We start from the raw sequence: 12246 nt of genomic DNA, 5'->3' as shown, positions 1-12246 counted from the left end.
AAATGGCCGAAGCTTACGTCTATGACGCCGTTCGCACGCCGCGCGGCAGGGGCAAGAAGGATGGCTCGCTGCACGAAGTGCCGGCAGTGAGGCTCGCCGCCAGGACGCTGGAGGCGTTGCGCGACCGCAACGGGCTCGACACCGGAAATGTCGATGACATCATCTTCGGTTGTGTCGACCCGGTCGGCGAGGCGGGGTCGGTCATTCCGCGCGCCGCGGCCTTCGAGGCCGGCTACGCGACCTCGGCGCCCGGCATGCAGATCTCGCGCTTCTGCGCCTCCGGCCTCGACGCTATCAATTTCGGCGCCGCCAAGATCGCCCAGGGCGCCGACGAGATCGTCATTGCCGGCGGTGTCGAATCGATGTCGCGTGTCGGCATGGGCGCCTCGGGTGGCGCCTGGTTCATGGACCCTTCGGTCGGCCTGCCCGGCTGGTTCGTGCCGCAAGGCATTTCGGCCGACCTGATAGCCACCAAATACGGCTTCAGCCGGGATGATGTCGACGCCTATGCCGTCGAGAGCCAGAAGCGCGCGGCAAAATCCTGGGCCGATGGCCGCTTCAAGAATTCGGTGATCCCGATCAAGGACCAGAATGGCCTCACCATCCTCGATCACGACGAGCACATGCGCCCGTCGACCGACATGCAGTCACTGGCCTCGCTCAATCCCTCCTTCGTCATGCCCGGCGAAATGGGCGGCTTCGACGCTGTCGCGGTTCAGAAGCATCCCGAGGTCGAAGAGGTCAACCACGTCCACCATGCCGGCAATTCGTCCGGCATCGTCGACGGCGCGGCGGCCGTGCTGCTCGGTTCGAAGAAGGCCGGCAAGGCCATGGGCCTGAAGCCGCGCGCCCGCATCCGCGCCTTCGCCAACATCGGCTCCGAGCCGGTGCTGATGTTGACCGGCCCCGTTGACGTGACCGAGAAGCTGTTGAAGCGCGCCAAGATGAAGCTGTCGGACATCGATCTGTTCGAACTCAACGAGGCCTTCGCCTCCGTGGTGCTGCGCTACATGCAGGCCTTCGATATCGAGCACGACAGGATCAACGTCAATGGCGGCGCCATCGCCATGGGCCATCCGCTGGGCGCCACCGGCGCGATGATCTTCGGCACCGTGCTGGACGAGCTCGAGCGCCGCGATTTGAACACCGCGCTGGTGACGCTGTGCATCGGCGCCGGCATGGGCACCGCAACCATCATCGAACGCGTCTGACGGGGAGAGAAACGATGAGCTACACCAATTTCGCCCTGGACATCGACGCCGACGGCATTGCACTGGTCACATGGAACATGCCGGACCGCTCGATGAACGTCTTCACCGAGGAGGTGATGCGCGAGCTGAACGCCATTATCGACAAGGTGGCGGGCGACGCCGCCATCAAGGGCGCGGTCATCACCTCCGGCAAGGATACGTTCTCAGGCGGCGCCGACATCACCATGCTCCAGAAGATGCTGACGACCTTCGCGGCTGAAAAGGGCAAGGATGTCGAGAAGGCCACCAAGGCGCTGTTCGAAAACGCCGGCACCATGACCGGCCTGTTCCGGAAGCTGGAAACATCGGGCAAGCCGTGGGTTTCGGCAATCAACGGCACCTGCATGGGCGGTGCATTCGAAATGTCGCTGGCCTGCCATGGCCGCGTCGCCGCCGATTCCGACAAGGTGAAGATGGCGCTCCCCGAGGTGAAGATCGGTATTTTCCCGGGCGCCGGCGGCACCCAGCGGGTGCCGCGTCTCACCGACCAGCAGCAGGCGCTGCAAATGCTGACCTCCGGCCAGAACCTGTCGCCGCAGAAGGCGAAGTCGATGGGCCTGATCCACGAGGTCGCCGAGCCGGCCAAGCTGGTCGAGACTGCGAAGGCCATGATCAGGAACGGCCTCAAGCCGGTAGCGCCGTGGGACGAGAAGGGGTTCAAGCTGCCCGGCGGTCCGGTCTATTCGGCGGCGGGCGCCAATCTGTGGCCGCCGGCCATCGCCATCCTGCGCCGCGAGACCTATGGCAATTATCCGGCCGCCGCGGCGGTCCTGAAATGCGTCTATGAGGGCCTGCTGGTGCCGTTCGACACCGCGCTCAGGATCGAACAGCGCTATTTCACGGAGATCATGCAGACCAAGGAAGCGGCGGCGATGATCCGCTCGCTGTTCGTGTCGTTGCAGGAACTCAACAAGGGCGCGCGCCGCCCGGCCGGCGTGCCGCAAACCAGGTTCAAGAAGATCGGCATTCTCGGCGCGGGCTTCATGGGTGCCGGTATCGCCTATGTCACGGCCAAAGTCGGCATCCCGGTCGTGCTGCTCGACCGCGACATGGAGTCCGCCGAGAAGGGCAAGGCCCATTCGGATGGCCTGATCTCGGATCAGGTGAAAAAGGGTCGTGCCAAGCCCGAGGACAAGGACAGGCTCCTGTCGCTGATCACGCCGACATCGGATTATGCCGACCTTGCCGGCTGCGATCTCGTGGTCGAGGCGGTGTTCGAGGATTCCGCGGTGAAGAAAAGCGCCACCGAACAGGCGGAAGCGGCGCTGAAGTCGTCGGCGATCTTCGCGTCGAACACCTCGACCATTCCGATCACCGCCCTGGCCAAGAATTCGGCGCGGCCGAAGAATTTCATCGGCATCCATTTCTTCTCGCCGGTCGACAGGATGATGCTGGTCGAAATCATCCTTGGCAAGAAGACCGGTGACAAGGCGCTGGCCACCGCGATCGACTTCGTGCGCGCCATCAAGAAGACGCCGATCGTCGTCAACGACACGCGCGGTTTCTACGTTAACCGCTGCGTGCTGCGCTATATGTCGGAAGCCTACAAGATGTTGATCGAGGGCGTTCCGGCGCCGATGATCGAGAACGCCGCCAAGGCCGCCGGCATGCCGGTCGGCCCGCTGGCGTTGACCGACGAGACGGCCATCGACCTCGCCCAGAAGATCATGAAGCAGACCATCAGGGATCTCGGCGACAAGGCGGTCGACCCGAAGCAGATGGCGCTGATCAACACCATGGTCGACGACCACGGCCGCTTCGGCCGCAAGAACGGCAAGGGCTTCTACGACTATCCGGCCAAGCCGGCCAAGAAGAAGCTGTGGCCGGGCCTCAAGGAGCTCTATCCGCAGCTCAAGCCGGAGAAGGTCGACTATGCGGAATTGCAGCAGCGCCTGCTGGTTACCATCGCGTTGGAAGCGGCTCGGGTGATGGAGGAGGGCATCGTCACCGATCCGCGCGAGGCCGATGTCGGCTCGATCCTGGCCTTCGGCTTCGCGCCCTATACGGGCGGCGCGCTGTCCTACATTGACGGCATCGGCGCCGGGCAGTTCGTCAAGATCGCAAAGGGCTTGCAGAAGAAATACGGGGCCGAGTTCAAGGCCCCCAAGTTGCTGCTCGACATGGCAGAGAAGGGCGAGACTTTCTACCAGCGCTTCGACCCCCACGCGAAGGGCGACGTGAAGCAGGCGGCCTAAGCGTGGCCGGAATCAAAGGTGTCGCGACGCGTCCGAAAAGACGCGCCGCGCCCTAATGTATGTCTGGGGGCGCCTTGCGCGAATGATGGCCACGGCGCGCAGCCGTGGCTCTTACCAGATGGGTGACGAAAGCCGGTTGGCCTTTCGCTGCCTGCCGACGGACATCGATTTCAACCGCCATCTCAACAATGCCCGCTATATGATGCTGGCGGACCTTGGCCGCATCGATATCTTCATCCGCGCCGGCCTCATCACGCTGGCGAGAACGAATGGCTGGGCGCCGATGATCGGCGGACTGCAATCGGCCTATGTGCGTGAAATCAGACTGTGGCGGCGTTTCGAAGTGGTGTCTTCGATCGAGACCTGGCAAGGCAGCCAGGTCATCGGCAAGCACCGTTTCGTCCTCGACAATGGCGAGACCGCCGCATTGATCATGACGACGGCCGGCGTCTACGACCGCAACGCCCGGCGCTTTCTCGATATTGACGAGGTCGTCGCCGCGCTTGGCCGCTCCGCCCAGCCGCGTCCGCCCAGCGAAGCCGAGCGGGCGTTCATGGCCTCGCATCAAAACCTGCGCGATCAGGCCAAGCGGACCGGTTGACCTGGAAGCCGGAATTGGCGCGGCCAGCAAAGATGTGGTGCGATGGCACAGCCGGTGGACAAACCTTCATTCGAAGACTAGAAAGGAAAGGCATTTTTTCCTTTTTGCAAGGAGAGCGGAATTGCTCTCGCATGACCGTGTTTGGGCCGCCATCGACGCTCTGGCCGAGCGGTATTCGCTCTCGGCTTCCGGCCTGGCGAAGCGGGCCGGCCTTGATTCGACTGCCTTCAACAAGTCGAAGCGACTGTCGTCGGACGGCAGGCCACGCTGGCCCTCGACCGAATCGCTGGCCAAGATCATCGAGGCGACGGGCGCTTCGCTCGACGAATTCACCGGGCTGATAGAAGGTCGGGCCGGCCACGGCGCGATGCCCGCCCGCGGGCGTGCCGTTCCGCTGCTCGGCTTTGCCCAGGCCGGCGCCGGCGGTTTTTTCGACGATGCCGGCTTCCCGGCCGGTCAAGGCTGGGATCTGGTGGAACTGCCGGCGCAATCGACCGAGAGTTCCTATGCGCTTCAGGTGCAAGGCGATTCCATGCTGCCGCTCTACCGCAATGGCGACGTGCTCATCGTCGAGCCGGCAGCCCTCATCCGCAAGGGCGATCGCGTCGTCGTCAAGACGACGGGCGGCGAGGTGATGGCCAAGGTGCTCGATCGCCAGACCGCCAGGTCGATCGCACTGGTTTCGCTCAATCCCGATCATCCCGACCGCGACATTCCCATGCGCGAGGTTGAATGGGTGGCGCGGATCGTCTGGGCAAGCCAATAGGGTGCGGGCGGGTGCGGCTTCCTCATCTTGTCCTTGCGGTTCTGATGATCGCGGTGATGGCCACCCTGGTGGTCGCCGGCGGCCGCGCGCTGAAGGGCGGCGAAACTGCCGTCGCGGTGGAACAGATCGATCCGAGCGCCGATACGGTCTCCGAGCCAGGCACCGACGGCGTGCCGGAGGAGCCGGCCACATCGGCCATTGCCGCTCCGCCGCCGTCTGCCGCTAGGCCGCACTCGCGTGCGATCGATCCCCAAGTCGTCGCGCCGCCGGAGCTTCCCGGCAAGGAACTGGAGCGGGTGGAGCCGCGTGCGCCGTTGAGCAAGCTGGCGCTGGCCATGCCGCCCAAGCCGAAAATGCCGGACGACTGGAAAGGGACGAAGCTGTTCCAGCCGGTCGCGCCCGCCGCCGGACTGATCGAGGCGAAGGGCTATTCGGTCGCGGTTTCCGGCATCGAGATCATCGGGCAGGACGAGACCTGCACCTCGGACGGTAAATCCTGGCCCTGCGGTGTCCGTGCGCGCACGGCGTTCCGCGCCTTCCTGCGCGGCCGGGCGGTGGTCTGCGCCGTGCCGCCGGAAGGCGGCCGCGACCTGATCGCGGCCGACTGCCGGATCGGCAAGCAGGATGTCGGCCAATGGCTGGTCGAGAACGGCTGGGCGCGCGCCGCCAAAGGCGGCCCTTACGTCGAAGCCGGGGAAAAGGCGCGCAGCGAAAGGAAAGGCATTTTCGGATCGGCGCCAAGCCTTTCAGGCGTGCCTTCGATGCCGGCCGTGCCCGCCCAGGCCCCGCAAGCGCCGGGCTCGATCCTGGAAGAGGTCGGCGGCATTCTCAAGCCAGCTGACCAGCCAACGCCTTCTGAATGAGCCCGCGCGTCTCGGCGATGCCGTAGAGTGCCGCGAACGAGCCGAAGCGCGGTCCGCGCTCCTGGCCGATCAGCACCTGGTAGATCATCTGGAAGAAGGCGCCCGAAACGCCGGGACCACCTTCGGGGCTCTTCTTGGAATGATCCTGATAGCGTTCCACCTTGCGGGCGACATTGAGCGCGGCGTTCTGGATCGCCTCGCCGTCCGAGCCCGCCGGCAGCGCGCCAAGCGCCTGATCCAACGCTTCCAGCGCCTGCCGCTCGACGTCGTCGGGCGCGCGGAAGGTCTTCGTCGGCTTCACGAAATCGTCGAAATAGCGGATTGCATAACCCGTCAGCCTGTCGAGCTCAGGGTGGGTCGCCGGCGTCACGCCCCGCACATGGCGCGAGATGAAGCCCCACAGCACGTCCTTGTTCTGCGCATTGGAGGCGCTGACCAGGTTGAGCAGCAGCGAGAACGGAACGGGCATGTCGATGGCGGGCGGATTGCCGTCGTGCATGTGCCAGACCGGGTTGCCCAGCCGTTCCTTCCAGTCCTGCCTCCGATAGGCTGAAAGGAAGGTGTAATATTCGTCCACGGCCCGCGGGATGACGTCGAAATAGAGTTTCTTGGCCTGCCGCGGCCGCTGGTACATATAGAGGCCCAGGCTCTCCGTCGGCGCATAAGTCAGCCACTCGTCGATGGTCAGCCCGTTGCCCTTGGATTTGGAGATCTTCTGGCCGTTCTCATCCAGGAACAGCTCGTAGACGAAATGCTCCGGCGCGTGCCCGCCCAGGATGTTGCAGATGCGGTCATAGACCACCGCATTGGTCTGATGGTCCTTGCCGAACATCTCGAAATCGACCCCAAGGGCCGCCCAGCGCATGCCGAAATCGGGCTTCCATTGCAGCTTCACCTTGCCGCCGGTAACCGGCAGCGTGGTCTCGGTACCGTCATCGTCGAAGGTGATGGTGCCCGCCTTGGCATCGACATGCTTCATGGGAACGTAGAGCACGCGGCCGCTCCTCGGCGAAATCGGCAGGAACGGGCTGTAGGTCGCCTGCCGCTCCTCGCCCAGCGTCGGCAGCATCACCGCCATGATCTGGTCGTAGCGTTCGGCCGCGCGCAAGAGCATCGCGTCGAAGCGGCCGGTCTTGTAGTACTGCGTCGCGCTGGCGAACTCGTAGTCGAAGCCGAACGTGTCGAGGAAGCGGCAGAGCATCGCGTTGTTGTGGTCGGCGAAACTCGCATAATCGCCGCCGAAAGGGTTGGGTACCGAAGACAGCGGCTTGTGCAGATGCGGCTCCAGCGCCGCGCGATCCGGCACGCTGTCGGGTATCTTGCGCATGCCGTCCATGTCGTCGGAAAAGCACAGCAGCTTGGTGGCGACCTTGTCCTGCGTGATGACGCGGAAGGCATGCCGCACCATCGAGGTGCGTGCCACCTCGCCGAACGTGCCGATATGCGGCAGGCCGGACGGGCCATATCCGGTTTCGAAGAGCACCGTCTGCGGGAGTTCGCGACCCTTGTAGCGCTCGATGATCTTGCGGGCCTCCTCGAACGGCCACGCCTTGCTTTCGGCGGCCGCCGTCAGCACTTCGGGATTGAGATCGATGATGTTTGATCCCGCCATGTCACTGTTTTCCAAAATTAGACGCCGGCAAAGCCGCAAATGAGGATTTTCAACCGGTCTCTATGCGCGCCTGACCGGAGCGTCAACGAGCGCGGCGCTTTTTCCTTGCAGCGCAGGGAACGCGTTCCTACCTTCGCAGCCCGTATCGAGGAGTTGTTGAATGCCGACCCCGCATGAAGCGCTGATCTACCTGATGGTCATCACCTCCGCCTCCGACCGCGACATGACGGATGTCGAGCTGGCGCGGATCGGCGAGGTCGTCCGCTCATGGCCGGTGTTCGAGGATTTCGACCACGACCGCCTGGTTGGCGTCGCCCAGGCCTGCCAGAAGAAGCTGCATGAAAAGGGCGGGCTGGAGGGTGTCCTGGCAGGCGTGGCCGAGGCCCTGCCGGAGCGCCTGCGCGACACCGCCTATGCGGCCGCCTTCGAGGTCGCGGCCGTCGATCTCGAAATGCGGATGGAGGAGGTGCGGGTGCTCCAGCTCATTCGCCTCAAGCTCGATCTCGACACGCTGACCGTCGCGGCGATCGCCCGCGCGGCCAAGGCGCGCTTGCGCACGTTGACCTGAGGGGCGACATTCAACCCGACCGGAAGAAACTGATCGGGACCGGATCAGAAAAAGCTGACCGGGACCGGATCAGAAGAAACTGACCGGGAAATAGCGCAGGTAGAACTCGGCGAACGTGCCTTTCAGCGAAATCTCCTGCAGCGCGTAGTCGAGAGCGGCGGCCAGCGCCGGGTCATCGGATCGGGCGGCGATGGCCATGCCTGAACCCAGATATTCCGGCGCCAGATAGGGTCCGCCGGCAAAACGGCAACAGCCGGCAGCATCCGAACCGCCCAGCCAGAATGCGAAACGCATGCCATCGCCGAAGGCGGCATCGATCTTGCCGGCCTTGAGGTTGGCGTAGAGGTCTTCCGGCCTGTCGAAGGTGACGACCTGAACGGTGTTGAAATAGTCGCGCAGCATGCGCTCATGCGCCGAGCCTGATATCACGCCGACACGCTTGCCGCGCAGCTTGGCGAACAGCGGCTCGGTCAGCGCCTCGCCCCTCGGCATGATGAAGCGCGCCGGAAATTGCAGGTAGGAGCGCGAGAAGGCGTATGTCTGGCGTGACTGCGGCGTCGCGGCGATGCCGGCGATGATCGCTTCGCCTTCGCCTTTCTCAAGTGCTCCTTCGAGCTCGGCCCACGGCAATGCCTGGATCTGACATTTGTCGACGATGCCGAGCTCGGCGCAGATGGCGCGCGCCAGGTCGATGTGGAAACCGGACAGTTTTCCCGCGCCGTCCAGGAAGTTGAAGGGCGGGAAATCGGTTGTGGTCAGGAACCGCAGCCGCGGCAGTGCGGAGAGATCCGGTTTCGGCAGCCGCTCCTTGGCATCCCACAGCACCGGCACCTGCGGCTCGGCCGCGCGCGCGTCCTCACCCGACGCCAGCGACGCGATCAGCATCGACGCAAGGACGAGGGACCTCCGCTGGAACGCCATGATAAATTTCCACCGCACCTGTGTTCGCATCGGTTCTGGTACGAAAATAGTACAGGCACAATGCTTTTTGATTTCAACGCGCCGATTTCAGGATATGCTTTAGCAGGTTTGCAAACAGCAGTGGCTGCCCTGGTGGGGGACCAGGGTCGAGAACCACAACCACAAGGGAGCGCTTTGCAATCCATGGTCGGTGGCGAAGTGCCAACAAGGCACGGATCATCGATCTCAACGAGGCAACATGGGGTTTGATGTTGCGATGGGTCAGTTCGATCGCACGTTGGAATACATAGATCACCTGCAGCATGCCGGAACGGCGGCTGCGGTTTGCGAGAGGCTGTTGGGCATAACGTCGGATTTTGGCCTGACCGCTCTGATGGCGGGCACCGTGCCGCAGCCGGGCACGCCGACCGGCCAGCAAAAGCAGCATGTGCTGCTTTGCGACTGGCCTGTCGAATGGCTGGAGCGCTACGTGGCGCGCAACTATGTCGATCACGACCCGATCGTCAGCCACATGAAACAGTTGCAGGCGCCGTTCCAATGGCGGGAAGCGGCCCAGGGCGTTAGCATCGACAGAAGCAGCGGCGAAGTGATGGGCGACGCCGTCGTGTTCAAGCTGCGCGACGGGCTGGCCTTTCCGCTGATCACGCTCGATGGCCAGATCGTCATGGTATCGCTGGGCGGCGAGGCCGTGGAACTGTCCGCCGCCGAGTTCGGCCTGGTGTCGCTGGTGTCGACCTATGCGGTGGGCCGCGCCATGCAGCTTCACACGAAGGCCAGCAAGACCATTGATAATGTCGAGCTGACGCCGCGCGAACGCGAATGCCTGCAATGGGCCGCCGTCGGCAAGTCTGAATGGGAGATTTCGCAAATCCTCGGCATCTCCGAACACACGTCGGAGAAACACCTCCTTAACGCCAAAAGCAAACTCGGCGCCGTCAACCGCGTACAGGCAGTCGCTGAAGCGATAAGGCGCGGCTACATTAGTTAGGTCGGCCGGGTCGGCCTAGAAATTCCTGCCTACGTGATCGCGTAATTTTCTTGCGAGGGCACGGCCGTATCTTCCTCTTGAACAGGAGACGGCAAAATGATTTTTTCCCTTACAACAAAAGAACTGATGGAACATCCCGATCTGTGGGAGGCCGTGCATCGGCTGCGCTACAGGATCTTTGTCGAGGAAATGGGGTGGGAGGACCTGCGGCGCCCCGATGGCTTCGAGATCGACCAGTTCGATCATGACGAAGCGGTGCATCAGATCGTCATCAGAGGCAACGAGGTCGCGGGCTATCAGAGGATGTTGCCGACCACGCGGCCACATCTCTTGACCGAGGTGCTGGCCGATCTTTCCGTGGGAACGCCGCCCTCGGGTCCGAACATCTGGGAACTGACCCGCTATGCGGTGGCCCCCGGCTTTCGCGACGGCCGCCGAGGCGTCTCGACCGTCGGCACCGAGCTTATTGCCGGCTTCGTCGAGTGGGGTCTGAAGCGCGGCGTCGACAAGGTGATCATCGAGTTCGAGCCAATGTGGGTGCTGCGTGCGCTGCAGCTGCATTTCCTGGCCACGCCGCTGGGCTATCAGCGCACCTATGGCAACCAGCAGGTCGTCGCGACGCTGCTCACCTTCAACGAGCACACGCTGGATGTGGTGCGTTCGCGTCGCAATCACCACGCTCCCGTTCTGGCCAGGGGATATCCCGATATGTTCGGGCAAAGGCGGGCGTCATGAGATCGGAAACGGCCATGAACGCGCACCCGCAACCCGAACTGCGCAACCACACGCTGATCGTCACCGTATCGTCGACCGACGGCCGGCCGGTGCTCGACAGAAGGGCCTATGAAAGCCTGGCAAGGACGTTCCACGAAGCCGCCGACAATGACGACGTTCGTGTCGTCGTGCTGCGCGGCCTGGCGGGCTGCTTCTGCCTCGGCGGCGATTTTTCCGAATTCCTCGACGCTACCAAGCACCAGAAGCTGATCGCCGCCGTCACCGACATGTTCCGCACGCTGGCGACGTTCCCCAAACCCATACTGGCCTGTGTCGACGGCGATGCGGTCGGCGTCGGCTGCACCATCCTGTTCCATTGCGACATGGTGATCGCGTCCGCCGAAAGCACGTTCCGGGTGCCGTTCGTCGATTTCGGCCTGGTGCCGGATGCCGCGACCAGCATTCTGGCGCCGCAGAAGCTCGGCTATGCCGGCGCCTTCCGCTTTTTCTGCCTCGGCGACACGCTGCGCGCCGACGACGCCAGGGCGCTCGGCCTAGTCGCCGAGATCGTTTCCGAAGGCAGCGTCGAGGAGGCAACGCTCGGCCGGGCAAGGCAGCTCGCCAGGAAGCCGGTCGCCGCCCTGCTGCAGACGCGCGGCCTGCTCAAGGGGAACCCCGCGGAACTTTGCGAACGCATCGATCAGGAGATTTCGCTGTTCCAGCAGGCGCTGCAGGACGACACCACGCTGCGGCGGCTGCAGCGGATTGCCCGGTTGGCAGCCTGAGCGTCGCGCCGAAGGCGTTGCGCCACGCGGTCCAGTGCCGCGTGGCGCAGGCACCGTCAGTCCTGTTTTGCCAGGAATGACGGCCCTTCGCCGATGATTTTCTTGTCTTCCTTGCCGATGATGTCGAGGTCGCGGCCGTCATAAGGCAGCGACAGGAGGATGCGCCGCATCACCGCCAGCCGCGCGCGGCGCTTGTCGTTGGCACGCACGATGATCCAGGGAGCGAATTCCTTGTGGGTGCGCTCGAACATGGTATCGCGCGCCCTGGTGTAATCGTCCCACTTGGTAATGCCGGCAATGTCGATCGGCGAAAACTTCCAGCTCTTCAGCGGACTGTGGCGGCGATCGTGAAATCGCTCGAGCTGCGTTTCCCGGCCGATGTTCAGCCAGAATTTGAAGAAGTGGATGCCGTCATTGACGATCATCCTTTCGAAGTGCGGCGTCTCGTCGAGAAACTTCTCGTGCTGTTCGGGCGTGCAGAAGCCCATCACCGGTTCGACGCCGGCGCGGTTGTACCAGGAACGGTCGAACGTGACGAATTCGCCCGCGGTCGGGAAGTGGTCTGCATAACGCTGGTAGTACCATTGCCCCAGCTCGGTCGGCGTCGGCTTGGTCAGCGCCACGTTGCGTGCCGTGCGCGGGTTGAGGTACTGGCGCAGGACGAAAATCGTGCCGCCCTTGCCGGCCGCGTCGCGGCCCTCGAACAGCGCCATCATCCGCTTGCCTGTCGACAGCAGCCACGCCTGCGCCTTGACCAGCTCGATCTGCAATGCCTCGAGCGTCTCGTCATACTCGTCGCTTTTCATCTTCTTGTCGTAGGGATAGCCGCCCGCGGTCAGCTTACGCTCCTCGACCCAGTCCGGCAGTGCCGGATTCTCGATGTCGAACTCCCGCTCCTTGCCGTTGATCCTGAGCTTCAGCGGCCCCGGGGTCGGCGCGGCGGTGTTTTCCTTGGCTTTTTTCATCGAGACGAACCTTTCCAG

12 protein-coding genes are annotated in these 12246 nt (G+C 63.7%); 9 read left to right on the top strand and 3 right to left on the bottom strand.

Features of this window, described 5'->3' with window-relative positions:
• The first annotated feature begins 2 nt into the window (after window positions 1-2).
• From LB532_RS15410 to LB532_RS15390, 5 genes are all read left to right on the top strand, one after another.
• Entirely contained in the window at window positions 3-1211 is a 1209-nt protein-coding gene (locus LB532_RS15410) for an acetyl-CoA C-acetyltransferase (protein WP_140639928.1), read from the top strand.
• A gap of 14 nt (window positions 1212-1225) precedes the next feature.
• A complete protein-coding gene (locus LB532_RS15405; RefSeq protein ID WP_224556956.1) occupies window positions 1226-3445 on the top strand; it encodes a 3-hydroxyacyl-CoA dehydrogenase NAD-binding domain-containing protein in 2220 nt (739 codons plus the stop codon).
• A gap of 55 nt (window positions 3446-3500) precedes the next feature.
• Window positions 3501-4046 carry a thioesterase family protein gene (locus tag LB532_RS15400; RefSeq protein WP_140639926.1) on the top strand — a complete coding sequence of 182 codons (546 nt, stop codon included), beginning with the start codon at window positions 3501-3503 and terminating at the stop codon, window positions 4044-4046.
• 121 nt (window positions 4047-4167) lie between these two features.
• Window positions 4168-4812: a helix-turn-helix transcriptional regulator gene (locus tag LB532_RS15395; RefSeq protein ID WP_140496665.1), complete on the top strand. Its 645-nt coding sequence runs from the start codon at window positions 4168-4170 to the stop codon at window positions 4810-4812.
• 11 nt (window positions 4813-4823) lie between these two features.
• Window positions 4824-5675 (top strand): thermonuclease family protein, encoded by an 852-nt coding sequence (locus LB532_RS15390; protein WP_348641692.1) that lies wholly within the window; start codon window positions 4824-4826, stop codon window positions 5673-5675.
• Here LB532_RS15390 and LB532_RS15385 read toward each other — a convergent pair.
• A complete protein-coding gene (locus tag LB532_RS15385; protein ID WP_140639925.1) occupies window positions 5641-7287 on the bottom strand; it encodes a lysine--tRNA ligase in 1647 nt (548 codons plus the stop codon). The two genes, LB532_RS15390 and LB532_RS15385, sit on opposite strands and share 35 nt — an antisense overlap.
• A 160-nt stretch (window positions 7288-7447) precedes the next feature.
• Between LB532_RS15385 and LB532_RS15380 the strand changes: the two genes are divergently transcribed.
• Complete coding sequence (locus tag LB532_RS15380) at window positions 7448-7855, top strand: tellurite resistance TerB family protein (RefSeq protein WP_140550041.1); 408 nt, start codon at window positions 7448-7450, stop codon at window positions 7853-7855.
• Between the two features lie 69 nt (window positions 7856-7924).
• Here LB532_RS15380 and LB532_RS15375 read toward each other — a convergent pair whose 3' ends face one another.
• Window positions 7925-8776 (bottom strand): transporter substrate-binding domain-containing protein, encoded by an 852-nt coding sequence (locus LB532_RS15375; protein ID WP_140639924.1) that lies wholly within the window; start codon window positions 8774-8776, stop codon window positions 7925-7927.
• A 238-nt stretch (window positions 8777-9014) separates the two neighbouring features.
• On the opposite strand from LB532_RS15375, the gene LB532_RS15370 reads away from it, so the two are divergent.
• From LB532_RS15370 to LB532_RS15360, 3 genes are all read left to right on the top strand, one after another.
• Entirely contained in the window at window positions 9015-9764 is a 750-nt protein-coding gene (locus LB532_RS15370) for a helix-turn-helix transcriptional regulator (protein ID WP_224518984.1), read from the top strand.
• A 96-nt stretch (window positions 9765-9860) separates the two neighbouring features.
• Window positions 9861-10499 (top strand): acyl-homoserine-lactone synthase, encoded by a 639-nt coding sequence (locus LB532_RS15365; RefSeq protein ID WP_140496654.1) that lies wholly within the window; start codon window positions 9861-9863, stop codon window positions 10497-10499.
• A gap of 14 nt (window positions 10500-10513) precedes the next feature.
• Window positions 10514-11263 carry an enoyl-CoA hydratase-related protein gene (locus LB532_RS15360; protein ID WP_140496652.1) on the top strand — a complete coding sequence of 250 codons (750 nt, stop codon included), beginning with the start codon at window positions 10514-10516 and terminating at the stop codon, window positions 11261-11263.
• Window positions 11264-11319: 56 nt separating this feature from the next.
• On the opposite strand, the gene ppk2 is transcribed toward LB532_RS15360, so the two are convergent.
• Complete coding sequence (gene ppk2 / locus LB532_RS15355) at window positions 11320-12228, bottom strand: polyphosphate kinase 2 (RefSeq protein ID WP_140639923.1); 909 nt, start codon at window positions 12226-12228, stop codon at window positions 11320-11322.
• Window positions 12229-12246 lie beyond the last annotated feature (18 nt).

This window comes from Mesorhizobium sp. ESP-6-2 (assembly GCF_020164675.1).
Lineage (GTDB): Bacteria > Pseudomonadota > Alphaproteobacteria > Rhizobiales > Rhizobiaceae > Mesorhizobium.
This window is presented reverse-complemented; position numbering and strand designations above follow the sequence as displayed.